The sequence below is a fragment of the Pseudazoarcus pumilus genome (assembly GCF_002872475.1).
GTDB lineage: Bacteria > Pseudomonadota > Gammaproteobacteria > Burkholderiales > Rhodocyclaceae > Pseudazoarcus > Pseudazoarcus pumilus.
Window position 1 is genome coordinate 1277317 of the sequence record NZ_CP025682.1, and the last position, 23755, is coordinate 1301071.

Consider the following 23755-nt stretch of genomic DNA (forward strand, 5'->3'; position numbering starts at 1 on the left):
GTGCGACGGCGTTTTGCCCGCAGGCGTGCTTCGGCGCGGTGATGCACGAGCGTCTGACGCCGGCGCACAACCGTTTCACCTATCGCACGGCCTTTCTGCGTCTGCCCTTGTCGCAACTCGAGGCGCTCGATGTGCCCCTGCTCGGCATCGAGCGCGCCGCACCATTTTCCCTGCGTGCGCGCGATCACGGCGCGCGCGACGGCTCGCCGTTGCTGCCGTGGATACGCGCGCTGCTGGCCGATCACGGGCTGACACATGTCACCGGCGGCGAGGTGGTGCTGCAGACCATGCCGCGCCAGTTCGGCTACGTGTTCAACCCGGTCAGTTTCTGGTTCTGCCATGACGCGCAGGGACGGTTGCGCGTGGTGCTGGCCGAAGTGGTCAATACCTTCGGCGAGCACCACAACTACCTCGTGCATCACGACGACCTGCGTGCGATCGGGCGCGACGACGTGCTGACTGCGCGCAAGGTCTTTCATGTCTCTCCGTTCATGGGTGTGGATGGCGAATACCGATTCGTCTTCGGCCAGCGCGAGAGCGTGAACTTCGTGAACATCGACTATTGGGTCGACGGTGCGCTGCGCCTGAGCACGCGCATCGGCGGGCGGGCGCAGCCGCTCGATGCCGTCGCCATGCGCCGCTGGCTCTCGCGCGCGCCGCTGATGACGTTGGGCGTGATCGTGCGTATCCACTGGCAGGCGCTGCGTTTGTGGTTCAAGCGCGTGCCCTTCTTTCGCAAGCCCCCGTGCCCCCTGGAGGAAACCACCCGATGAGTTCGCAGGAACAACTGTTCGACGCCTGTCCGGCGAGCGCGCGCCCCGATCTTTCCCGTGCTGCACGCTTGACGCTGGAACTGCTGCATCGCATCGAAGGTGGGGCGCTGGCCGTGGAACTGCCCGATGGCGCGGACTTTCGCTGCGGTGACGGGCCCCTCGTCGCACACTGGCGGGTGCGTGACGCGCGCTGTTTCGATGCGGTGCTGGCACGCGGCGACATCGGCCTGGGCGAGGCCTACATGCAAGGTTGGTGGGACAGCGAGGAGCCGGCCGCGCTGCTGACGCTGCTCGCACGCAATCGCGAAGTCCTCGGACGCGCCGTGTACGGACGCATGCTGAGGCTGGCCGCCTATCGCGTGTGGCACTTGTTGCGTGCGAACACGCGGAGCGGATCGCGGCGCAACATCGAGGCCCATTACGACCTGGGTAACGATTTCTACCGCCTGTGGCTGGACGAGACGATGACCTACTCGTCGGCGCTGTTCGGCGATGCAGGCGAGTCGCTGGCTGAGGCGCAGCGGCGCAAGTACCGGCGCATTCTCGAGCGTCTCGGCGCGCGGCGCGGGCAGCATATCCTCGAGATCGGCTGCGGCTGGGGTGGCTTCGCCGAGGTTGCCGCGACCGAGTTCGGTTGCCGCGTGACGGGTTTGACCCTCTCGCCGTCCCAGCTCGAATACGCACGTCGCCGCGCCGAGGAGGGCGGTTTCGCCGAACTCGCCGGTTTCGAACTGTGTGATTACCGTGACGTACAGGGGCGCTTCGATCACGTCGTGTCGATCGAGATGATCGAGGCGGTCGGTGAGCGCTGGTGGCCGACCTATTTCGGGCGCATCCGCGAACTGCTCGCTCCCGAGGGACGTTGTGTGATCCAGGCCATCACCATCGATGACGCCCTGTTCGCGCGCTACCGCCGCGGCACGGACTTCATTCAGCGCTACATCTTCCCGGGCGGCATGCTCCCCTCGCCGTCGATTGTCGCTCGGCACGCACGTTCGGCCGGTCTCGTGCCCGACGGAGATCACGCCTTTGGGCGCGACTATGCAACCACGCTGGCGCGTTGGCACGAGACCTTCGTGGCCCGGCAGGCCGAGGTGCGCGCCCAGGGGTTTCCCGATCGCTTCGCGCGCATGTGGCGTTTCTACCTGGCTTATTGCGAGGCGGGCTTTACCGCAGGAGACATCGATGTCCATCATCTCGAGTTCCGCCGTGCATAAGGCCTTGTCTGCGTTCGCGCTGTTGCTGGCCGTGACGTTCGCGGGTGCGTCGACGTGGCAGACGCCGGACCTGCTGGGCGGGCGTGACGCGGGCTGGCGCATGGTCGGCGAGGGGCAGATGCGCTGGCTGGGGTTTCGCATCTACGACGCATCGCTGTGGGCCACGGACGACGCGGCGCCGACCGACGGGGCGTTCGCGCTGGAGATTCGCTATCACCGCGATATCGCCTCGACACGGCTGGTCGACACCAGCCTCGACGAGATGCGGCGTCTGGGCGTAGCCGAAGAGTCGAGGATCGAGGCCTGGCGGGACGATCTCGAGGCGGCTTTTCCGGATGTGGTATCGGGTGACGTGATCGTAGGCGTGCGCGAGGCCGACGGCAGCGCGGTGTTCTACCACCGCGGCGAGCGCACCGTGCGCATCGAGGACGCCGATTTTGCCGACGCGTTCTTTGCGATCTGGCTTGACGAGCGTACGCGCGAGCCGGGGCTGCGCGAGGCCTTGCTGGGGCGCGGCGACGATGGCTGAGCCGGGGGCGGTCGCGCTGCCGCAGTGCCCATCAGGCGCGCTACCGGTCCGCTCGGTGCTGGCCTACGGTGCGCTCGGCCTGCCGCTGGCCTTCGCTGCGCTGCCCATCTACGTACACGCGCCCAAGCTCTACGGCGGTGATCTGGGCTTGTCGCTGGCTCTGGTGGGCGGCGTGCTGCTCGCCTCGCGTGTGGTCGATGCCGTGACCGATCCGCTGATTGGCGCGCTATCGGATCGTTGGGGCGCGCGTCGCTCACTTGTGCTGATCGCGTTGCCGTTGCTCGCCGCGGGCATGCTCGCGCTGCTGGCACCGCCGGCTGGTGCCGGTGCAGCCTGGTTGGCAGCATCGGTGATCGCGGTGACCCTGGGCTTTTCCCTGGCGACGATCAACTACAACGCCTGGGGTGCGGAAGCCGCCCAGGCGCCGATCGACCGCACGCGACTGGTCGCCGCGCGCGAGGCCTGTGCGCTGCTCGGTGTCGTGGTGGCTGCGGCTCTGCCCGGCGCGCTGGGTGGCGGCGCGCAGGGGTTGGAGCGGCTGGCATGGCTGTTTCTGCCGGTGCTCGCCGCATGCGCGGCGATCACGCTGCTGACCGCGCCGCGCCCGGTCGTGCGGCGCAATGCGGCGGCGCCGCTGTTCGGTGCCTTGCGTGCGGCACTGTCGCACCGCCCCTTCGCGTGGATGCTCGCCGTGTTCGCGGTCAGTGGCATCGCGGCGGCGATTCCGGCGACTACGGTGCTGTTCTTCGTCGCGGACGTGCTCGATGCGGCGGCGCTCGAAGGCATGTTCCTGGGCCTGTACTTCGTCGCCGGCGCGGCCAGCCTGCCGCTTTGGGTGCGGGTGGCGGCGCGTGTGGGCAAGCTGCGCGCGTGGCTTGCGGCGATGCTGCTGTCGGTAGCGGTGTTCGCATGGGCAGCGATGCTCGGCTCGGGTGACGTCGTCGCCTATGTCGTGATCTGCGTGCTCTCGGGTGCGGCGCTGGGGGCGGACCTGGCCTTGCCGCCAGCGATGCTCGCGGACCTGCTGGAGCGCGACTTTCCGGGCGGCGAGGCGCGCGCCGGCGCGTGGTTCGGCTGGTGGAACTTCGTCACCAAGGCCAACCTCGCGCTGGCCGCCGGCATCGCGCTGCCGGCGCTGACACTGCTCGGCTACACGCCGGGGCAGGGTGGCTCGGCCGCATCGCTGTCGCTGGTCTATGCGGTGCTGCCCTGCGTGGCCAAGCTGGGAGCCGCGGCGCTGCTGTGGCGATTGAGACACGAACTGGATTTCGAGAGAGCGATGCGATGAAGAAACTGCTGTGCGTGTTCGCCGGCGTGCTGGGGCTGGCCGGCTGCGGATCGGTGGACGTGGGGCGCTATGCGGAGGAGAGGCCGGTGCTCGACCTGCGCGAGTATTTCGACGGGACGCTCGACGCCCACGGTATCTTCCAGGACCGCTCGGGCGAGGTCGTCAAGCGCTTTCATGCGGTCATCGAGGCGAGCTGGGAAGGCGACACCGGCACACTCGACGAGCGCTTCACGTATTCGGACGGCACGACCCAGCGTCGCGTGTGGACCATCGTGCGTCACGATGCGCACACCTATAGCGGCACGGCCGGCGACGTGATCGGCGAAGCCAAGGGCGAGGCGCGCGGCAATGCGTTGCGCTGGCGCTACGTGCTCGAACTGCCCGTCGACGGCAAAACCTATCACGTGAACTTCGACGACTGGATGTTCCTGATGGACGAGCGCGTGATGCTCAACCGCTCCGAGATGAGCAAGTTCGGCGTGCGTCTGGGCGAGGTCACGCTGTCGTTCTACAAGCGGGACTCATGATGCCGATGAACGAGCCGATTCGCGACTGGGCCGGTCGCCGCGTGTGGATCGTCGGTGCATCGAGCGGCATCGGCGCGGCCCTGGCGCGTCGGCTGGCCTCGCTGGGCGCGCGTCTGGCCCTGTCGGCGCGCGGACGCGAGAAGCTCGAGGCGGTTGCCGCCGACTGTCCCGGCGCGGTCATTGTCCCGATGGATGTCGCCTGTAGCGAGGATCAGGCGCGCGCCGTCGACTCGGTGGTGGCGGCGCTGGGCGGTATCGACCTGGCCGTGTTCGCGGCTGGCGCCTATCGTCCGGTACGCGCCTGGGAACTGGACCCGGACGAGATCCGCGGGACGATCGCGACCAACCTCACCGGCACCATGGAAGGGGTGGCGCGCGTGGTGCGTCCGATGCTTGCGCGCGGCGGCGGGGCCGTGGCGATGGTGGCGAGCGTGGCCGGTTATTGCGGTCTGCCCAAGGCGGCCATCTATGGACCCACCAAGGCGGCGCTGATCAACTTCGCGGAGGTCGCCCATCTGGATCTCGCGCCCAAGGGGGTGTCGGTGTTTCTGATCAACCCAGGCTTCGTCGCCACACCCTTGACCGCGCAGAACGACTTTCACATGCCGGCACTGATCACCCCCGAGGAGGCGGCGCGCGAGATCGTCGCCGGCTTCGCCGCCGGACGTTTCGAAATCCACTTTCCGCGTCGATTCACGCGGGCACTGAAGTTCGTCGCGTGGCTGCCGCGACGGCTTTCCTTCGCGCTGGTGAAGAAGGCGACCGGGCTGTGAGTACGGGAGTCGATGCCGTCGTCGCATTCTACGAGGGGCTGCAGCCGGAGACGATCCCGCGGCTGCGCGAGATCTACGCTGCCGACGCGCGCTTTCGCGATCCGTTCAACGATGTCGTCGGTCACGCGGCGATCGAGCGCATCTTCGCGCACATGTTCGAACACCTCGATGCGCCCTCTTTCCGCGTTACCGGCTGCATTGCGGATGGCCGGCGCGCGGCGCTCGAATGGCGCTTCACGTTCGTTCTGCGCGCGCACAGCTACGAGATCGTCGGCGCAAGCGTGCTCGACTTCGATGGGGACGGTCGCGTGTGCGCCCACCGCGACTACTGGGATGTGGCCGAAGAGCTCTACGCGAAACTTCCTGCGGTGGGTCCGGCCGTGCGCTGGCTGGGACGCAGGATGTCCGCGACGCGCGCCTGAGCGCATCCCCGATAGCGGCTGAAATCGGCCGTGGAGGCCGTCGAAGGAAATGCGCGAGACTTGATCTGGATCAGGGCGCAAGCGGCCAGAATCGTCTTGCCGCAGTTTGAACGCTTGTGGCACACTCCATCACGGCATACGGAAAAGCACGCCCGTACAAGAGTTCGAATGAATCACGGCGTGCCAGCCTGTCCGTCGCGTCCGGAAGTCCGGCAGCGACCCGGTCCCTGGGAGAGTGGGGTCGGTTCGAGTCCGAAAATGCTTCGAGGTCGCCTTCCGCCCGGGTGCGGGAGCGGTCGCGCGCGAACAGGCTCCGTTAAAAGCATTGCTTGTATAACGGGGGAGTTGGGGCATGAGTCTTTCTGGTCGCCTTGCAGTACCAGGCCTTTTGACTCTGGTCGCCGCGTCGGAAGCTTCGGCGCAGGCCAGATACAATCTTCAGGAGCCGGTGACATCGGTCGCCTCGCAGATCTACGATCTGCACACCCTGATGATGCTCATCTGTCTGGTGATCTTCATCGCGGTGTTCGGCGTGATGTTCTGGTCCATCTACGCGCACCGCAAGTCCAAGGGTGCGACTGCAGCGCACTTTCACGAGAACACCATGGTCGAGGTACTCTGGACCGTGATTCCGGTGTTCATCCTCGTCGGAATGGCCTGGCCGGCGACCAAGACCATCATCGACATGCGCGACTCGACCGAGTCCGACATCACCATCAAGGCGACCGGCTACCAGTGGAAGTGGGGCTACGACTACGTCGTGGGTGAAGGCGAGGGCATCAGCTTCGTGTCCACGCTGTCGACGCCGCGCGACCAGATCGAGAACCGCGAGGCCAAGGGCCGCGACTACCTGCTCGAGGTCGACAATCCGATGGTCGTACCCGTCGGCAAAAAGGTGCGCATGCTGCTCGCCGCCAACGATGTCATCCACGCTTGGTGGGTGCCGGCGCTGGGCATCAAGCAGGACGCGGTTCCGGGCTTCATCCGAGATGCGTGGTTCCGCGCCGACAAAGAGGGTGTGTATCGCGGCGTCTGTGCCGAGCTGTGCGGACGCGATCATGCCTACATGCCGATCGTCGTGCATGTCGTCTCCGAGCGCGCCTACGCTGACTGGGTTGCCGCGCAACAGGCCACGACCGTGGCTGATGCCGGCGCCGCGGCCGGCGAGCAGACCGCCACTGATGCGAGTGCCTCCGATGCCGCACCGGCGGAAGAAGCCGACGCTTCGCCCGAAGCGCTCGCCGCGCGCGGTGAAAAGGTCTATGCGGCCAACTGTGTCGCCTGTCATCAGGCCGGAGGCACTGGCATGCCGCCGGCGTTCCCGCCGCTGGCCGGTGCCGACGTGGTCACCGGAGATGCCGGTGCCCTTCTCGATGTGTTGCTCAAGGGTCGCCCCGGAACCGCGATGGCTTCCTTCGCGCATCTGTCCGACGCCGACCTGGCCGGGCTGGCCACGCATTTGCGTACCAGCTGGGGCAACTCGGCCGACGCGGTTGCGCCCGAGGATGTCGCGGCGCGCCGCGGCAACTGACCAAGCGAATCCGGCGTGCCGGCGGTGCCGGCATGCCTTCCCCAATCCAGGAAATAATTCGATAGCTCATCTCCGCGCGCGGCTTGCATGCGGGGTCAAGAGAAGGAGGCAGCATGGCGGCGGTTACCCCGGAACACGTGGATCATCACCACGATCATCATGGCCCCACCGGGCTGATGCGGTGGATCACGACCACCAACCACAAGGACATCGGCACGATGTACCTGATCTTCAGTTTTGTCATGTTCCTCGCGGGGGGCGTGATGGCGCTGACGATCCGGGCCGAGCTTTTCCAGCCCGGCCTGCAAGTCGTTGCTCCGGAATTCTTCAACCAGCTCACCACCCTGCACGGGCTGGTGATGGTGTTCGGCGCCATCATGCCGGCCTTCGTGGGCTTCGCGAACTGGCAGATTCCGCTGATGATCGGCGCCAGCGACATGGCCTTCGCGCGCATGAACAACTGGAGTTTCTGGCTGCTGCCGCCGGCCGCGCTGCTGCTGATCGGCTCTTTCTTCGTGCCGGGCGGCGCCACCGCCGCGGGCTGGACGCTGTATCCGCCGCTGTCCATCCAGATGGGCATGGGCATGGACATGGCGATCTTCGCGGTGCACATCATGGGCATCAGCTCGATCATGGGCGCGATCAACATCGTCGTGACGGTGCTCAACATGCGCGCACCGGGCATGAACATGATGAAGCTGCCGTTGTTCGCCTGGACCTGGCTGATCACCGCCTACCTGCTGATCGCCGTGATGCCGGTGCTCGCTGGCGCGGTAACGATGCTGCTGACCGACCGTCACTTCGGCACCAGCTTCTTCAGCGCGGTGGGTGGCGGCGATCCGGTGCTGTACCAGCACATCTTCTGGTTCTTCGGGCACCCCGAGGTCTACATCATGATCCTGCCGGCCTTCGGTATCGTCAGCGCGATCATCCCGACCTTCGCCCGCAAGCCGCTGTTCGGTTACGCGTCGATGGTGTACGCGACGGCCTCGATCGCCATCCTGTCGTTCATGGTTTGGGCGCACCACATGTTTACCACCGGCATGCCGACGGTGGGGCAGTTGTACTTCATGTACGTGACGATGCTCATCGCCGTGCCCACGGGCGTCAAGGTGTTCAACTGGATCGCGACCATGTGGCGCGGCTCGATGACCTTCGAGACGCCGATGCTGTGGTCTGTGGGATTCATCTTCGTGTTCACGATGGGCGGCTTCACCGGCCTGATCTGCGCGATCGCGCCGGTAGACATCCAGATTCACGATACTTATTACATCGTTGCGCACTTCCACTATGTGTTGGTCGCGGGCAGCCTGTTCGCGCTTTTTGCGGGCGCCTATTACTGGTTGCCCAAGTGGACCGGACGCATGCCTGACGAGCGCATCGGCAAGGTGCACTTCTGGGCCTCGCTGATCTTTTTCAACATCACCTTCTTCCCGATGCATTTCCTGGGGTTGGCGGGGATGCCGCGTCGCGTACCGGACTACGCGTTGCAGTTCGCCGACTTCAACATGATGGCGTCGGTCGGTGCATTCGGCTTTGGCCTGAGCCAGCTGATCTTCCTGTGGGTCGTGATCAAGGCGGCCAGCGGCGGCGGTGAGAAAGCCGGTGCCCGCGCCTGGGAAAGTGCCGAGGGTCTGGAATGGACGGTGCCCTCGCCGGCACCGCACCACACCTTCGAAGAACCACCGGTGGTGAAGTAATGAGCGCGGCCGGCCGCGAACTGCGGCCGGCCCGCAATCGATTGACGCAGCGAGGAAACACCCGATGAAGGACCCACGCAGGGCAAAGAACATCCGTCTCGGACTCGTGCTTGCGGGGGTGGCGCTGTTCTTCTTCCTGTACGCATTGTTCAAGTTCAGGGTTGCCGGATGAGTGCTCAAGATCTAAGCGAGAACCGCAGCCTGCTCGGTCGTCTGGGGATCGCTGCAGTGGTGATGTTCGGCTTCGGATTTCTGCTCGTGCCGTTCTACGAGAAGTTCTGCGAAGCCACCGGTTTCTACAACATCCTGCAGCCGTCGAGCGAACCGAAAAACACCCAGGTCGACCGCTCGCGTGTGGTGACCATCGAGTTCGATGCGAACACGCACAAGGATCTGGCGTGGACCTTTCGGCCAAAGCAGAGCGTGGTGAAGATCAACCCGGGAGAACTGACCACGGTCACCTACGAGGTCACCAATACGCGTGACCGCGCCGTGACCGGGCAGGCGGTGCCGAGCTACGGGCCGCAACTGGCGGGACGCTATTTCCTCAAGATGGATTGTTTCTGCTTCACGCAGCAGACGCTGCAGGCGGGAGAGACGCGCGAAATGCCGGTGGCTTTCCTGATCGATCCGGATCTGCCGCAGGATGTGGGTACCGTGGTGCTCTCGTACACGTTCTTCGAGATCGCCGGGCGCAACGCGGATAGCGGACGAGCGGCTGAACGCGGCGGGTAACGGGAGAGCGGGTGTCAAACGAGAAAGCAGGTTTCTGGGCGACGATTCGGGCGGTGCTGTGGGGCTTCATCGGGATCCGCAGGAAGAGCGCCTATCACGATGACGCGAAATCGCTCGATCCCAAGGCCGTCGTCGTGGCGGGAGTGTTCGCCGGCGCGGTGTTCGTGCTGAGTATTCTCGCAGTTGTGAATTGGGTCCTGCCCGATTGAGCGGAACAGGAGAGAGGAGCGGCGTCACAGGCGTCGTTTGCACAAAGGCTTCGAAAGAAAGCGCAACATATAAACGGTGGCAAGGCCGCGAACGACAAAGCGGTCATCACATAGGGGGTTGTAAATGAGTCACGCTCTGGATAAGTACTTTATTCCCGAACCGTCGAAATTTCCCATCTTCGGTTCGGTTGCCTTGCTGCTGTTCGGTACCGGCGCGGTCGGCTGGCTGAACAAGATCAGCGCGGGTCCGGTGCTGTTCTTTCTGGGGCTGGCGCTACTGATCTACATGATGTTCGGCTGGTTCGGAACCGTGGTACGCGAATCCGAATCCGGCAAGTACAACAAGCAGGTCGACCGCTCCTTCCGCTGGTCGATGGGCTGGTTCATCTTCTCCGAAGTGATGTTCTTCGCGGCCTTCTTCGGCGCACTGTTCTATGCGCGCGTGCTGAGTGTGCCGTGGCTGGGCAGTGGCGAGACCGAGGCGCAGATATGGCAGGGCTTCGAGGCGGCCTGGCCGACCGACGGCCCGAACCCCCACGCCGACGGCTTCACGCCGATGGGTGCCTGGGGCATCCCGGCGCTCAACACGCTGATCCTGCTCACCTCGGGCGTGACGCTGACCTGGGCCCACCATGGTCTGCTCAAGAACAATCGCGGACAGCTCAAGACCGGTCTGCTGCTGACGATCCTGCTCGGCGCGATCTTCATGGGATTTCAGATCTACGAGTACATCCATGCGCATGCCGATCTGAACCTGCGCATGTCCAGCGGCATCTACGGCTCGACCTTCTACCTGCTGACCGGCTTCCACGGCCTGCACGTGACCATCGGTGCGATCATGCTGCTGGTAATGTACTTCCGCTCACGCGCCGGGCATTTCACGCCGGAGAGCCACTTCGCCTTCGAAGCGGCGGCGTGGTACTGGCACTTCGTCGACGTGGTCTGGCTGGGCCTGTTCGTAGTCGTCTACTGGCTATAAGTTCGTCGTCAGCAGACCGGAGGCGAAACCACCCATCAGCATCAGGAACAGGGCCAGGGACAAGCCCACCCGCAACGTCAGTGCCTTGACGGTGCGGGTGCCGCTGCCCTTGTCCCGCATCAGGAAGAACAGTGCCGAGCCCAGACTCGCCACGATGAGCAGCAGGAAGAGGATGACGACGAATTTCATGGATGGACTCCGGTTGGAGGAAGCGGGCCGCCGGAGTTCCGTCGTGTCCTGTGCGGTCCGAGCGTGCATTGTCGCGCGAACGGCCGTCGCTGTCGAAGCGGTGTCGGCCCGTTAATGTTTCGTCCGTTCGGGATGCACCCGGTTCCCTTGCTCGCGGGTGTCGTTGTTGTCATCGTCGCGGTTCAGCTCGGCAACTGGCAGTTGCGCCGCGCCGAGGAAAAGCGCGAGATCGGAGTTCGCATCGAGCAGTATGCGGGCGCGACACCACAGGTGCTGGATTCGGCGCGCGGGGTGCAGCCGCCGGAATGGTCGCGCGTCGTCGTGCGCGGGCGCTGGTTGCCCGAAGCGGCGATGTATCTGGACAACCGGGTGCTCGATCGTCGCCCCGGCTACCATGTGCTGATGCCGCTGGAACTGACCGACGCATCGGTGGTGATGGTCAATCGCGGCTGGACAGCGGCCGGGTCCGACCGCGCCATCCTGCCCGAGGTCGATACGTCGGGCGACGAGGTGGAGGTCGTCGGGCGTGTGGTGGTGCCCGAGCGCGACCCGTTCTCGTTGGCCGACCAGGCGCGCGACGGGCAGCGCTGGCAGTTCATCGATCTGGACGCCTATCGCGCATGGTCAGCGCTGTCGCCCGGCGACTGGGTGCTGCAGCAGGAGTCCGAGGCAGCCGATGGCCTGGTGCGCCGCTGGGCCGATCCGGATCTGGGCGAGGACACCCATCGCGGCTATGCGCTGCAATGGTATTCGCTGGCCGCATTGGCGGCGGCATTGACCGGATATTACGTTTTCAGGAGCTTCAGAAAGAATGCAGCGTAGCGCCAAGTGGACCCTGTTCGCGCTGATCGTGGTGTGTACGCTGCCGGTGGTCGCGTCCTACGTCACCTTCTATTTCTGGCAGCCCGACGAAACCGTCAATTACGGGGAACTGCTCGAGCCGACGCCGTTGCCCGATGCCCGCGCCGAGGGGCTGGTCGGACAGCAGGACGTCGACCTGGCGACGTTCCGGGATCAATGGACTCTGGTGTACAGCGGGGAGGGGGCATGTGGCGACCGTTGTGCCCGCTCGCTCTACGCGATACGCCAGGCATGGCTCGCGCAGGGCGAGGAGATGCGCCGGCTGGGTCGTGTGTGGCTGGTCACGGACGAGGTGGAACCGACCGCGGAGACGCTTGCCGAGCAGCGTGACTTGCGCGTCGCGCGCGCCGTGCCCGAATGGCTGGCGGCAATGCCGCAGGCCGCATCCCACCTGTATCTGGTCGATCCGCTGGGCAACGCCATGATGCGTTTCCCGGCCGACCCCGACATCAAGGCCGTGATCAAGGATCTGCGGCGTCTGCTCAAGTATTCCGGTCTGGGACGATAATGAACCTGTATCGGCGCATCGTGTTGTGGACCCTGATCCTGACCTCTGTCGTGGTGGTCTTCGGGGCCTACGTTCGCCTGGCCGACGCTGGCCTGGGCTGCCCCGACTGGCCGGGCTGCTACGGCAAACTCACGCCGACAATGGCCGCCGAGCAGATCCTGGACGCCCACTCGGCGGATCCGTTCGGGCCGGTGAGCATGCCCAAGGCGTGGAAGGAGATGATTCACCGCTACCTCGCCTCGACCGTGGGCCTGCTGATCATCGCGATTGCCGCGATGGCGTGGCGGCGACGCCAGGATCCCGGTACCGATCCGGTACTCGCCACCGCGCTCATCGGCGTCGTCGTGTTCCAGGGGCTGCTCGGCATGTGGACCGTGACCTTGCTGCTCAAGCCGGCCATCGTCACCGCACACCTGATCGGCGGAATGACCACCCTCGGGCTGCTCGCCTGGCTGCACGAGCGCGCCCGCGCGCGAGCGCGCGTGCACCTCGGCGCGGGCGCGACCCTGCTCGCGCGTGTCGCCTTCGTCCTGCTCGCCGTGCAGATCGTGCTCGGCGGTTGGGTGAGCACCAACTACGCGGCGCTCGCGTGCATGGATTTTCCGACATGTCACGGCAGCTTCTGGCCCGAGGCCGATTATTCCAACGCTTTCCATGTCGTACGCGAACTGGGCATGACGGCCGAGGGCGAACTGCTCTCGCACGAGGCGCTCACCGCGATCCACTGGATGCATCGCATCGGTGCGTTGGTGGCCGGGGTGGCGTTGTTCGCGCTGGGACTTAGCTTGCGCAGGGAGTCGGGCGCGCGTTCGCTCGGCAATGCGCTGCTGGCGGCGCTCGCGCTGCAGGTCGCGCTGGGCATCGCCAACGTGTTGCTGAGCCTGCCGTTGCTGCTCGCTGCCGCACACAACGCCGGGGCGGCCCTGCTGGTGGTCATCATGGTCGGCATCAATTATCGTGTCCGCAGTACCGCGGCCACGATGGAGAAAGGGAGAGGAGAAGATGAGCGTGCATCACACGAGAACTCTTACGCCTGACCGTCTTGCGGCCGGCCGGAGGCTGCGCGCCTTCTATGTGCTCACCAAGCCGCGGGTCAATACGCTGATCGTATTCTGTGCGATTATCGGCATGTTCCTGGCCGTACCCTACGGCCTGCCTGATCCCGCGGTGGTGCTGGCCGCAACGGTCGGCATCGCCGGCGTCGCCGGCGCGGCAGCGGCGATGAATTGCCTGATCGAGGCGCGCATCGACGCCAGCATGTCGCGCACGCGCGCACGTGCCACCTCGACCGGCGAGATCTCCTGCGCGGAAACCGCGGCCTTCGCGAGCGTGCTCGGTGGCGCCGGCCTGCTGATTCTGCATCAGTGGGTCAATCCGCTGACGATGTGGCTGACGCTGGCGACCTTCGTCGGCTATGCCGTGATCTACACAGTCATGCTCAAGCCGCGCACGCCGCAGAACATCGTGATCGGCGGTGCCTCCGGCGCGATGCCACCGGTGCTCGGCTGGGCCGCGGTGACCGGGGAAGTCACCGCCGACGCGCTGATCCTGTTCCTCATCATCTTCGCGTGGACACCGCCGCACTTCTGGGCGCTGGCGCTGTACCGTACCGAAGATTACGCTCGTGCCGGGCTGCCGATGCTGCCGGTCACCCACGGCTCCGAATACACGCGACTGTCGGTGCTGCTGTATACGCTGATCCTGTTCGGCGTGACGCTGCTGCCGTTCGCCACGCGCATGAGCGGCTTGATCTATCTCGTATCGGCCATCGTGCTGGGCGGTGTCTTCATCGCCTACTCCTGGCGGCTGTATGCGAACTACAGCGACGCGCTCGCGCGTCGTACCTTCCGCTTCTCCATCCTCTACCTGTTCCTGCTGTTCGCTGCATTGCTGGTAGATCACTACCTGCGATTCTGAAATGTCCCGACGCCTGTTTCAAACACTCACCGTCGCTGCCGCCGCGCTCGTTCTCGCGGCATGCAGCGGCGAGCAGCCGCCGCAGTTCCGCAACACCGACATCACCGGTGCCGACTACGGCAAGGGGTTCGAACTGACCGACCACACCGGTACGGAGCGCAGCCTCGAGGACTTCCGCGGCAAGGTCGTGACGGTCTTCTTCGGTTTCACGCAGTGCCCCGACGTGTGCCCCAGTTCTCTGGCTACGATGAGCGACGTAATGCGCGAGCTGGGTGCGGATGCCGAGCGCGTGCAGGTCTTGTTCATCACCGTGGACCCCGAGCGCGACACACAGGAACTGCTCGCGAACTACGTGCCGAACTTCGACGAGCGCTTCCTCGGTCTGCGCGGCGACGCCGAGCAGACGGGCACCGTGGCGAAGGAGTTCAAGGTCTTCTACCAGAAGAGCGGCGACACCAGCGGCATGAACTACACCATCGACCACTCCGCCGGCACTTACGTCTTCGACCCGGAAGGGCGCTTGCGTCTGTACGTTCGTCACGCCGAATCGGCCGAGAACATCGCCGCCGACCTGAAGCTGTTGCTCGCTGGCAACTGATCGAGCACGCGATTGCCAAAAAAAGAACCCCGGCCGTTCGGCCGGGGTTCGGTGTTGGTGGAGCCGGGGGGAATTGAACCCCCGTCCGCAAGCCCTCCACAGACAGATCTACATACTTAGCCGACCTATTTTCATTTGACTCTCGCCTTGGCCGGTCGGCAGGCCGGTCGGGAGCGAGTCACCTTACCTTTAGCTGCAGGGCCAAGCGACCCGACCCTGCTCGCGAGTCTCTGTAAATGACACTGCGAGGACTCAGCTTACGCTAAGCCCACCCGGCCCAGAGACCTGCCGGTGCAGCGCCCGCCGGGTTTAAGCGGCGAGAGCGAAACGCTCGTCGTTGGCGTTTATTTGCGGTCCAGCTGGATTTACGAGGTGTCCTGGCCCTCGGTATGCACTGCACTGCTTTGCGACCCACGTCGAAGCCAAGTCGGCCCCAGTGAATCTGTTCCGGTACATGGCGCCGGATACGCCCATTTCAAGTGCGCATGCTAACACGTAGTACGCAAGCTCAGAGCCCGACCAGCGGTCGAAGTTCCGCAGGGGTACCAATAACGTGGTCTGCCTGCCAGGCGGTGACAGGGCCTTCGTCGCCGAGATATCCCCAGGCGGCGGCCACGGTCGGCATGCCGGCGGCGCGACCGGCGTCGATGTCGCGCAGATCGTCGCCGACGTAGAGGGTGCGTGCCGGATCGAGATGCGCTTGGGTACAGGCGTGCAGCAACGGGTCCGGTGCGGGCTTTGGGCGTGCTGTGGTGTCGCCGGAGACCACGCAGCAGGCTCGCGTGTCGAGCCCGAGCGCGGCGACCAGTGGCAGGGTGAAGCGCGCCTGCTTGTTGGTGACGATGCCCCAAGGAATCGCGTTGGCATCGAGCGTATCGAGCAGTTCGGCCATGCCGTCGAACAAGCGCGTGTGCACGCACAGTGCGCTGGCGTAGTGGACGAGGAAGCGGGCCACCATGTCGGGATAGGCATCGCCCTCGGGATGCAGGTCGAAGGCGGCGCGCAGCATGCCACGCGCACCCGAGGACGTATGCGTGCGAAGAGCTTCGGGCGGCAGCGGCGGCAGATCGTGCTCGGCGCGCAGGCGGTTGGCGGCTGCGGCCAGATCGGGCGCAGTGTCGGCCAGCGTGCCATCGAGGTCGAACAGGATTGCGTCAGCCATCGCGGCGTGTATGTACGAGGTAATTGACGTCGGTGTCACGCCCCAGCGCATAGACCTTCGTGAACGGGTTGTAGCTCATTCCGGTGAGATCGAGGACATCGAGACCGGCGTCGCGGCATGCGCGCGACAGTTCCGACGGCTTGATGAAGCGGGCGTATTCATGTGTGCCGCGTGGCAGCAGCCGGAGCACGTATTCGGCGCCGATGATTGCGAACAGGTAGGACTTGGGGTTTCGGTTCAGCGTCGAGAAATACACCTCGCCCCCCGGGCGCACCAGCTTTGCGCAGGCTGCGATGGTGCTGGCCGGGTCCGGTACGTGCTCGAGCATTTCGAGACAGGTGACGATGTCGAACTGACCGGCGTGGCGTTCGGCGTACTCTTCGGCGGCCGCCAGTTCGTAGTTCACCTTCAGGCCGCTTTCGAGCAGGTGCAGGCGGGCCACGCCGAGCGCCTTGTCCGACAGGTCGATGCCGGTGACGGTGGCCCCCGCCGCGGCCATGCTCTCCGACAGGATGCCGCCGCCGCAACCGACGTCGATGACGCGCTTGCCGGCGAGCGGGCTGCTCGCGTCGATCCAGTTCAGGCGCAGCGGATTGATGTCGTGCAGCGGCTTGAATTCCGAGGTCGGGTCCCACCAGCGGTGGGCCAACTCGCTGAATTTGTGCAGTTCCGCGGGGTCCGCGTTGGCATTCATGAGGCGTCTCCCTGTCATCGGGGGTCATGCAAACAAAAGGCCCTGCCGAAGCAGGGCCTTTGATGGTCGCTCTATCGCGACGTTTCGGCTTACTTCGTGCCGATGACTTCGACCTCGACACGACGGTCCGGTTGCAGGCAGGAGATCAGGGCGCTGCGCTCGTTGACGTTGTCGCAGGACGTGCCGGTCACCGGCTGGCTCTCGCCCTTGCCTTCGGTGTAGATGCGCTTGGCGTCGATGCCCTTGGACACCAGGTAGTTCTTCACCGAGGTCGCACGACGCTCGGACAGGGCCTTGTTGTAGCTGTCCGAGCCGATGCGGTCGGTGTGGCCGACCGCGAGGATGACTTCGAGGTTGACGTTGGCAGCCTTGGCGGCCAGGTCGTTCAGCGCCATCTTGCCTTCCTGGCGCAGCATGGCGCTGTCGAAGTCGAACAGGGCGTCAGCCGAGAGCTTGATCTTCTCGGTCGTCGGCTGCGGGGCAGCCTTGGCACCGCCGGTCTGGTCCACGACTTCACACTTGTCGGCAGGGATGATGTCGGGATCGCAGCTGCAGCCGACCGGGAACTGACCGGCGACCGCAGTCTCGATCACGGCCGGGCTCCAGAAGCCGGTGCGCCAGCACAGACCGGTGCCGCTCGTCGCGACCGCCTTGCGGTTGTCGATGACGTAGGGCACGACACCCCGATCGTCATACGTATAGGTGATCACGACGTCCTTGGACTGGGCCGGAGCCGCAGCGATGCCGAGGGCAGCGACAGCCGCCAGTGCAAGCATCTTGTTCTTGAGGTTTTTGCTCATGTTTTGTTCGTCCATCAAATGGGATGTCTGTGGCAAATCTGTCATTTTCCGAGCCGGTCTGGACGCGGCTCCATGCCTGTCCGTTCCTCGGTCACGACTCTATTCTAGTCTGCCACAAGCTTGCAGTTGCGATCAATTCGCTGTTGTCTAAATGCAACTGCAGTACGCCGCCTTCAACGCGGGCTTCACCGCCGACCCAGACGTGCGAGACCTGTTGTCTGCCTGCAACATAGACCAGATGCGAAACCGGATCGTAGCATGGTTGCATGTCCGCCCCTCCGAGGTCCACCGCGCACAGGTCGGCAAGCTTGCCCGGTTCGATCGTACCGATGCGCCCGCCCAGCCCGATGGCCTCGGCAGCGTCGCGTGTGGCCATGCGCAGTGCGCTGCGGGCGGGCAGGACGGACGCGTCGCCGCCCGCCACCTTGGCCAGCAGTGCCGCCTGTCGCATTTCCTCGAAGAGGTCGAGCCGGTTGTTGCTTGCGCTGCCGTCGGTGCCCAGGCCGATGCGCAGCCCCGCTTCATGCATCGCGGCGATTGGCGCGATGCCGCTCGCGAGTTTCATGTTGGAAGTGGGGCAGTGGGCGATCGAGCAGCCGTGGTGTGCCAGCAGCGCGATGTCATGGTCGTCGACGTGCACGACGTGTACGCCGAGAAAGCCCGGCCCGAGCAGGCCCAGCGAGGCCAGGCGCGCGAGCGGACGCACACCATGGCGCGCGAGTGATTCCTCGACTTCGTGGGCGGTTTCGTGCACATGCATGTGGATCGTGCAGTCGAGCTCGGCGGCGAGACTCGCGACGCGCTCGAGCGACGCGTCGGACACCGTGTAGGGGGCGTGCGGCGCGATCGAGAATTCGAACAGCGGGTGGCCGCGCCAGCGATCGCGCGCTTCGAGTCCCTTGCGCAAATAGTCGTCCGCATCGGCTGCGTACGGAGTGGGGAAGTCGATCACCGTCACGCCCAGCACCGCGCGCATGCCCATCCGTTCGAAGGCCTGGGCCGCGGCGTCTGGAAAAAAATACATTTCATTACAGGTCGTGACCCCGCCGCGCAGCATCTCGGCCGCGGCGAGCAGCGTCCCGTCACGCACGAAGGCGTCGCTCACGTGCCGGCTTTCGGCCGGCCAGATCGCCTCCTGCAGCCAGCGCATCAGCGGCAGATCGTCGGCGATGCCGCGCAACAGCGCCATCGCCGCGTGCGTGTGTGCGTTCACCAGCCCGGGGATGAGCACATGGTCGCGCAGCTCGACCGTGCGGCGCGCGCTGATCGAGGTGCGCGCCTCGTGTTGTGGCAGCACCGCATGGATGCGACCGTCGCATACCGCGACGGCATGGTGTTCGAGCACCGATTCGGCGTCATCTACCGGCACGACCCAGCGGGCATTGATCAGCAGGTCGACGGCTTCGGTCATCGTGTCGGGCTCCGGTGCGTGAAGGCGGGGCGCACATCATAGCGTGCCTGCGGCGGCCATCCGAAGGGCGCTGCAAGCGGCGCGAGCGACCGTGCGCCCATGGTAAGATTGCGTGTTTTTTTCAACGCGCCGATGGGCGCCGTCAAGCCGAGCCGAGATGACCACGTTCGCCAAAGAAACCCTGCCGATCAGTCTCGAAGAGGAGATGCGTCACTCCTACCTCGACTATGCGATGAGCGTCATCGTCGGCCGCGCGCTTCCGGATGCCCGCGACGGGCTCAAGCCCGTGCATCGGCGCGTGCTGTTCGCGATGCACGAACTGTCGAACGACTGGAACAAGCCTTACAAGAAGTCGGCGCGTATCGTCGGCGACGTCATCGGCAAGTACCACCCGCATGGCGATTCGGCGGTGTACGACACCATCGTGCGCATGGCGCAGGACTTTTCGCTGCGCTACATGCTGGTCGACGGCCAGGGCAACTTCGGTTCGGTCGACGGCGACAACGCCGCGGCGATGCGATACACCGAAATCCGCATGGCGCGCATCGGCCACGACCTGCTGGCCGACATCGAGAAGGAAACCGTCGATTTCGGGCCCAACTACGATGGCTCCGAGCGCGAGCCGCTGATCCTGCCCTCGCGCATCCCCAACCTGCTGATCAACGGCTCGTCGGGCATCGCGGTGGGCATGGCGACCAACATCCCGCCGCACAACCTGACCGAAGTCGTCGATGCCTGCCTGCATCTGCTGGCCAATCCCGATGCCACCATCGAGGATCTGATCGAGATCATCCCGGCGCCGGACTTCCCGACCGCCGGCCTGATCTACGGCCTGTCCGGCGTGCACGACGGCTATCGCACCGGCCGCGGGCGCTGCGTGATGCGCGCGCGTACCCACTTCGAGGATCTGGAAAAGGGCAGTCGTCAGGCGATCATCGTCGACGAACTGCCCTACCAGGTGAACAAGCGCACGCTGCTCGAGCGCATTGCCGACCTGGTCAACGAAAAGAAGATCGACGGCATCAGCGAGATTCGCGACGAGTCGGACAAGTCCGGCATGCGCGTGGTCATCGAGCTCAAGCGCGGCGAGATGCCCGAGGTGGTGCTCAACAAGCTCTACAAGCAGACGCAGCTGCAGGACAGCTTCGGCATGAACATGGTGGCGCTGGTCGACGGCAAGCCGCGCACGCTCAACCTGCGCGAGATGCTCGACTGCTTCCTGTCGCACCGCCGTGAGGTGGTCACGCGTCGCACCATCTTCGAACTGCGCAAGGCGCGCGAGCGCGGCCACACGCTGGAAGGTCTGGCGGTTGCGCTGTCGAACGTCGACGAAGTGATCGCCCTGATCAAGGCCGCATCAACACCGGCCGACGCCAAGCGCGACCTGCTCGCGCGTCGCTGGCGCAGCCCGCTGGTCGAGGAAATGCTCGCGCGCGCCGCGGCCGACAACTACCGTCCGGAAGGCCTGGCGCCGGAGTTCGGCCTGTCGGAGCAGGGCTACCGATTGTCCGATTCGCAGGCCCAGGCCATTCTCGAACTGCGCCTGCAGCGCCTGACTGGCCTGGAGCAGGACAAGATCGTCGGCGAATACCGCGAGGTCATGGAGCTGATCGCCGACCTGCTCGACATCCTGGCGCGCCCGGAGCGCATCTCGACGATCATCGGCGAGGAACTGGCGGCGGTGAAGAACCAGTACGGTGACCCGCGTCGCTCCGAGCTCGTGTTCAACACCTCCGAGATCAGCATCGAGGATCTGATCGCGCCCGAGGACATGGTGGTGACGCTCTCGCATGGCGGCTACGTCAAGCGCCAGCCGCTCACCGACTACCGTTCGCAGCGGCGCGGCGGGCGCGGCAAACAGGCCACCGGCATGAAGGACGACGACTTCATCGACCGGCTGTTCGTCGCCAACACCCACGATTACATCCTGTGTTTCTCGAGCCGCGGCCGTGTCTATTGGCTCAAGGTCTACGAGGTGCCCGAGGGTGCGCGCAACGCGCGTGGCAAGCCCATCGTCAACCTCTTCCCGTTGATGGAAAACGAGAAGATCACCGCCGTGCTGCCGGTGCAGACCTTCGACGACGATCATTTCGTGTTCATGGCCACCGCCCAGGGCACGGTCAAGAAGACCGCGCTCACGGCCTTCGCCAATCCGCGCAAGGCCGGCATCATCGCCGTTGGTCTGGATGACGGCGACCATCTGGTCGGCGTGGACATCACCAATGGTAAGTCTGACGTGATGCTGTTCTCGGACGCCGGCAAGGCGGTGCGTTTCCCCGAAAGCGACGTGCGCCCGATGGGGCGCGAGGCGCGCGGTGTGCGCGGCATGAACATCGAGGACAGCCAGCGCGTGATCGCCATGCTGGTCACAGAAGACGACGCGCGCTGTGTGCTCACCGCCACCGAGAACGGCTACGGCAAGCGCACGCCGGTGGCCGAGTACACCCGTCACGGGCGCGGCACCAAGGGCATGATCGCGATCCAGACTTCCGAGCGTAACGGCCGTCTGGTCGGTGCCTGCCTGGTCGAGCCCAGCGACGAAGTCATGCTGATCTCGACCGGCGGCGTGCTGATCCGCACGCGCGTGGCCGACATCCGCGAACTGGGCCGCGCGACCCAGGGCGTGACCCTGATCAATCTGGACGAGGGCACGTATCTGGCCGGCATCGAACAGGTGGTCGAGTCCGACCCTGACGAGCTCGTCGCAGGTGACGAGTTGGCCGAGGATTGATGGGCGGGAGAGGGGCATGAGCCGGGTGTTCAATTTCAGCGCGGGGCCGGCGGCCCTGCCCGAAAAAGTGCTGCGACAGGCCGCCGACGAGATGCTCGACTGGCACGGCGCGGGCTGTGGCGTGATGGAGATGAGCCATCGCGGTCAGCATTTCACCGGCATCATCGAGCGCGCCGAGGCCGACCTGCGCGAGCTGCTCGCCGTGCCTGACAATTACCGCGTGCTGTTCCTGCAGGGTGGCGCGACGCAGCACTTCGCACAGATTCCGATGAACCTGCTCGGCGGCGCGTCGGCAGACTATGTCGTGACCGGCGGCTGGTCGCAAAAGGCCTTCGAGATGGGCAGCGCGCTCGCGCCGCACATCGGTGCTCGCGTGCGTCTGGCCGCGACGTCGGCCGAGGACGGCTTCCGCGATGTGCCTCGCGCCTTCGATTGCGACGATGCGGCGGCCTACCTGCATCTGTGCACCAACGAGACCGTGCACGGCGTCGAGTTTCTCGACCCGGCGCAACTGCCAGACACGCCCGCGCCGCTGGTCGCGGACATGTCCTCGCACATCCTGTCGCGTCCGATGGACGTCACGCGCTTCGGCATGATCTACGCCGGAGCGCAGAAGAACATCGGCCCGTCGGGCCTGGTGGTCGTGATCGTGCGTGAGGACTTGCTCGACCGCGCCTGGGCTGGCACGCCGGCGGTCATGAGCTATCGCACGATGGCCGACAACGGCTCGATGCTCAATACGCCGGCGACCTATTCGATCTACATCGCCGGTCTGGTGTTCCAGTGGTTGCTGGGCGAGGGCGGGCTGGCTGCGATCGAACGGCGCAATATCGACAAGGCGCAGCGCCTGTATGCGTACATCGACGCCTCGGGCTTTTACCGCAACGAAGTCGAGCCGGCTGCGCGCTCGCGCATGAACGTGCCGTTCCTGCTCGCCGACACGCGGCTCGAGGGCGACTTCCTGGCCGGTGCCCAAGCCGCCGGACTGGCCCAACTCAAGGGGCACAAGTCGGTCGGAGGCATGCGCGCGTCGATCTACAACGCGATGCCGGTCGCCGGCGTGGATGCGCTGATCGAATACATGCGCGAATTCGCGCGCACGCGGGGATGATTTTCGGGGAGCGCCGATGAGCGACGAACTGCAGAGGATTCGCGACCGGATCGACCGGCTCGATGCCGATATTCTCGAGCGCCTGTCCGAGCGCGCGCGCTGCGCGCAGCGCGTGGGCGAGATCAAGCAGGGCAACCTGTATCGCCCCGACCGCGAGGCCCAGGTGCTGCGCCGCCTCGCCGACGAGAATCCGGGGCCGCTGCCCGATCATGCCGTGCAGCGCATCTTCCGCGAGATCATGTCCGCCTGTCTGGCGCTCGAGCAGCCGCTGCGCGTGGCCTATCTCGGTCCTGCCGGTACCTTCACCGAGAGCGCGGCGCGCAAGCATTTCGGTGCGGCGCCGGCCTTCAGCGCGCTGGCGGCGATCGACGACGTGTTCCGTGCGGTCGAGGCGGGCAATGCCGATTACGGCATCGTGCCGGTGGAGAACTCGACCGAGGGGGTGATCGGTCGCACGCTGGATCTGCTGCTCGCCTCGCCGCTCAAGATCTGCGGCGAAGTCAGGCTACGCATCCACCAGAACCTGATGTCGCGTGCCCCCGAGCTGGGTGCGGTGACCAAGGTGTATTCGCATGCGCAGTCGCTGGCGCAGTGTCACGAGTGGCTCGACCGCAATCTGCGTACCGTGCCGCGTGTGGCGGTGGCGAGCAACGCCGAGGCGGCGCGGCTGGCCTCCGACGAGGACGGCGCGGCGGCAATCGGTGCCGAAGCCGCAGCCGGGCTGTACGATTTGCGCATACTTGCCGCCAATATCGAGGACGAGCCCCGCAACACCACGCGCTTCGTCGTGATCGCGCAGCATGATTCGGGCGTTTCCGGCCAGGACCGCACTTCGCTGGTGTGCTCGGCGCCGAACCGGCCCGGCGCGGTGCATGGGCTGCTCGAGCCGTTCGCGCGTCATGGCGTGAGCATGAGCAAGCTGCAGTCGCGCCCGGCGCGCGGCGGCATGTGGGAATACGTCTTCTACGTCGATCTGGAAGGTCACCAGGCCGATCCTCCGGTGGCCGCGGCGCTCGCCGAACTGACCGAGCGTGCGTCCTTCGTCAAGATTCTCGGCTCCTATCCCGTCGCGGCGATCTGAGCCTCATCG

Annotated in this window: 25 protein-coding genes and 1 other RNA gene; 20 read left to right on the forward strand and 6 right to left on the reverse strand. The window is 65.5% G+C overall.

The genetic code is table 11. The features are described 5' to 3' along the window. Positions 1 to 41 precede the first annotated feature (41 nt). From C0099_RS06180 to C0099_RS06235, 12 genes are all read left to right on the forward strand, one after another. Positions 42 to 773 (forward strand): DUF1365 domain-containing protein, encoded by a 732-nt coding sequence (locus C0099_RS06180; protein ID WP_102248403.1) that lies wholly within the window; start codon positions 42 to 44, stop codon positions 771 to 773. Further along, entirely contained in the window at positions 770 to 1990 is a 1221-nt protein-coding gene (locus tag C0099_RS06185; RefSeq protein ID WP_102246634.1) for an SAM-dependent methyltransferase, read from the forward strand. Before C0099_RS06180 ends, C0099_RS06185 begins: the two co-directional genes overlap by 4 nt. After that, complete coding sequence (locus tag C0099_RS06190; RefSeq protein ID WP_102246635.1) at positions 1959 to 2519, forward strand: chalcone isomerase family protein; 561 nt, start codon at positions 1959 to 1961, stop codon at positions 2517 to 2519. Before C0099_RS06185 ends, C0099_RS06190 begins: the two co-directional genes overlap by 32 nt. Then, the gene (locus C0099_RS06195; protein WP_102246636.1) at positions 2512 to 3807 is read left to right on the forward strand and encodes an MFS transporter; all 1296 of its coding nucleotides are present in this window, start codon (positions 2512 to 2514) and stop codon (positions 3805 to 3807) included. Before C0099_RS06190 ends, C0099_RS06195 begins: the two co-directional genes overlap by 8 nt. Further along, positions 3804 to 4334 (forward strand): DUF3833 domain-containing protein, encoded by a 531-nt coding sequence (locus C0099_RS06200; RefSeq protein WP_102246637.1) that lies wholly within the window; start codon positions 3804 to 3806, stop codon positions 4332 to 4334. Before C0099_RS06195 ends, C0099_RS06200 begins: the two co-directional genes overlap by 4 nt. Positions 4335 to 4339: 5 nt before the next feature. After that, positions 4340 to 5107, forward strand: coding sequence for an SDR family NAD(P)-dependent oxidoreductase (locus tag C0099_RS06205; protein WP_102248404.1), 768 nt, complete (start codon positions 4340 to 4342; stop codon positions 5105 to 5107). Then, entirely contained in the window at positions 5104 to 5529 is a 426-nt protein-coding gene (locus C0099_RS06210) for a nuclear transport factor 2 family protein (RefSeq protein WP_102246638.1), read from the forward strand. The genes C0099_RS06205 and C0099_RS06210 overlap by 4 nt, the downstream gene beginning before the upstream one ends. A gap of 352 nt (positions 5530 to 5881) precedes the next feature. Then, positions 5882 to 7060, forward strand: a complete 1179-nt coding sequence (coxB, locus tag C0099_RS06215; protein ID WP_102246639.1) for a cytochrome c oxidase subunit II — start codon at positions 5882 to 5884, stop codon at positions 7058 to 7060. Between the two features lie 113 nt (positions 7061 to 7173). Next, positions 7174 to 8760: a cytochrome c oxidase subunit I gene (ctaD, locus tag C0099_RS06220; protein WP_102246640.1), complete on the forward strand. Its 1587-nt coding sequence runs from the start codon at positions 7174 to 7176 to the stop codon at positions 8758 to 8760. A 168-nt stretch (positions 8761 to 8928) separates the two neighbouring features. Beyond that, positions 8929 to 9495 carry a cytochrome c oxidase assembly protein gene (locus C0099_RS06225; protein ID WP_102246641.1) on the forward strand — a complete coding sequence of 189 codons (567 nt, stop codon included), beginning with the start codon at positions 8929 to 8931 and terminating at the stop codon, positions 9493 to 9495. An 11-nt stretch (positions 9496 to 9506) separates the two neighbouring features. After that, complete coding sequence (locus C0099_RS06230) at positions 9507 to 9704, forward strand: DUF2970 domain-containing protein (protein WP_102246642.1); 198 nt, start codon at positions 9507 to 9509, stop codon at positions 9702 to 9704. Between the two features lie 124 nt (positions 9705 to 9828). Continuing rightward, positions 9829 to 10683 (forward strand): cytochrome c oxidase subunit 3, encoded by an 855-nt coding sequence (locus tag C0099_RS06235; protein ID WP_102246643.1) that lies wholly within the window; start codon positions 9829 to 9831, stop codon positions 10681 to 10683. On the opposite strand, the gene C0099_RS06240 is transcribed toward C0099_RS06235, so the two are convergent. After that, the gene (locus C0099_RS06240) at positions 10678 to 10872 is read right to left on the reverse strand and encodes a twin transmembrane helix small protein (RefSeq protein ID WP_102246644.1); all 195 of its coding nucleotides are present in this window, start codon (positions 10870 to 10872) and stop codon (positions 10678 to 10680) included. The two genes, C0099_RS06235 and C0099_RS06240, sit on opposite strands and share 6 nt — an antisense overlap. 132 nt (positions 10873 to 11004) lie before the next feature. On the opposite strand from C0099_RS06240, the gene C0099_RS06245 reads away from it, so the two are divergent. The 5 genes from C0099_RS06245 to C0099_RS06265 are packed head-to-tail and all read left to right on the forward strand — an operon-like array spanning position 11005 to position 14756. Continuing rightward, on the forward strand, positions 11005 to 11694 hold the full coding sequence (locus tag C0099_RS06245; protein WP_228151665.1) for an SURF1 family protein: 690 nt from the start codon (positions 11005 to 11007) through the stop codon (positions 11692 to 11694). Next, positions 11684 to 12241, forward strand: a complete 558-nt coding sequence (locus C0099_RS06250) for an SCO family protein (RefSeq protein WP_102246646.1) — start codon at positions 11684 to 11686, stop codon at positions 12239 to 12241. The genes C0099_RS06245 and C0099_RS06250 overlap by 11 nt, the downstream gene beginning before the upstream one ends. Then, positions 12241 to 13278 (forward strand): COX15/CtaA family protein, encoded by a 1038-nt coding sequence (locus C0099_RS06255; protein WP_102246647.1) that lies wholly within the window; start codon positions 12241 to 12243, stop codon positions 13276 to 13278. Before C0099_RS06250 ends, C0099_RS06255 begins: the two co-directional genes overlap by 1 nt. Then, positions 13244 to 14158 (forward strand): heme o synthase, encoded by a 915-nt coding sequence (gene cyoE / locus C0099_RS06260; protein WP_102246648.1) that lies wholly within the window; start codon positions 13244 to 13246, stop codon positions 14156 to 14158. Before C0099_RS06255 ends, cyoE begins: the two co-directional genes overlap by 35 nt. Position 14159: 1 nt before the next feature. Continuing rightward, entirely contained in the window at positions 14160 to 14756 is a 597-nt protein-coding gene (locus tag C0099_RS06265) for an SCO family protein (RefSeq protein WP_102246649.1), read from the forward strand. A 55-nt stretch (positions 14757 to 14811) separates the two neighbouring features. Here C0099_RS06265 and ssrA read toward each other — a convergent pair. The 5 genes from ssrA to C0099_RS06290 form a co-directional block, all read right to left on the reverse strand. After that, positions 14812 to 15191, reverse strand: a transfer-messenger RNA (tmRNA) gene (gene ssrA / locus C0099_RS06270). 73 nt (positions 15192 to 15264) lie between these two features. Then, complete coding sequence (locus C0099_RS06275) at positions 15265 to 15918, reverse strand: HAD family hydrolase (RefSeq protein ID WP_102246650.1); 654 nt, start codon at positions 15916 to 15918, stop codon at positions 15265 to 15267. Beyond that, positions 15911 to 16612 (reverse strand): bifunctional 2-polyprenyl-6-hydroxyphenol methylase/3-demethylubiquinol 3-O-methyltransferase UbiG, encoded by a 702-nt coding sequence (gene ubiG, locus C0099_RS06280; protein WP_102246651.1) that lies wholly within the window; start codon positions 16610 to 16612, stop codon positions 15911 to 15913. Before ubiG ends, C0099_RS06275 begins: the two co-directional genes overlap by 8 nt. Before the next feature lie 89 nt (positions 16613 to 16701). Beyond that, on the reverse strand, positions 16702 to 17412 hold the full coding sequence (locus C0099_RS06285; RefSeq protein WP_102248405.1) for an OmpA family protein: 711 nt from the start codon (positions 17410 to 17412) through the stop codon (positions 16702 to 16704). 91 nt (positions 17413 to 17503) lie between these two features. Beyond that, positions 17504 to 18823 carry a TRZ/ATZ family hydrolase gene (locus C0099_RS06290; RefSeq protein ID WP_102246652.1) on the reverse strand — a complete coding sequence of 440 codons (1320 nt, stop codon included), beginning with the start codon at positions 18821 to 18823 and terminating at the stop codon, positions 17504 to 17506. A 157-nt stretch (positions 18824 to 18980) separates the two neighbouring features. On the opposite strand from C0099_RS06290, the gene gyrA reads away from it, so the two are divergent. The 3 genes from gyrA to pheA are packed head-to-tail and all read left to right on the forward strand — an operon-like array spanning position 18981 to position 23746. Then, on the forward strand, positions 18981 to 21554 hold the full coding sequence (gene gyrA, locus C0099_RS06295; protein WP_102246653.1) for a DNA gyrase subunit A: 2574 nt from the start codon (positions 18981 to 18983) through the stop codon (positions 21552 to 21554). Positions 21555 to 21570: 16 nt separating this feature from the next. Further along, positions 21571 to 22665: a 3-phosphoserine/phosphohydroxythreonine transaminase gene (gene serC / locus C0099_RS06300; protein ID WP_102246654.1), complete on the forward strand. Its 1095-nt coding sequence runs from the start codon at positions 21571 to 21573 to the stop codon at positions 22663 to 22665. Positions 22666 to 22681: 16 nt separating this feature from the next. Further along, the gene (gene pheA / locus C0099_RS06305) at positions 22682 to 23746 is read left to right on the forward strand and encodes a prephenate dehydratase (protein WP_102246655.1); all 1065 of its coding nucleotides are present in this window, start codon (positions 22682 to 22684) and stop codon (positions 23744 to 23746) included. Positions 23747 to 23755: the final 9 nt, after the last annotated feature.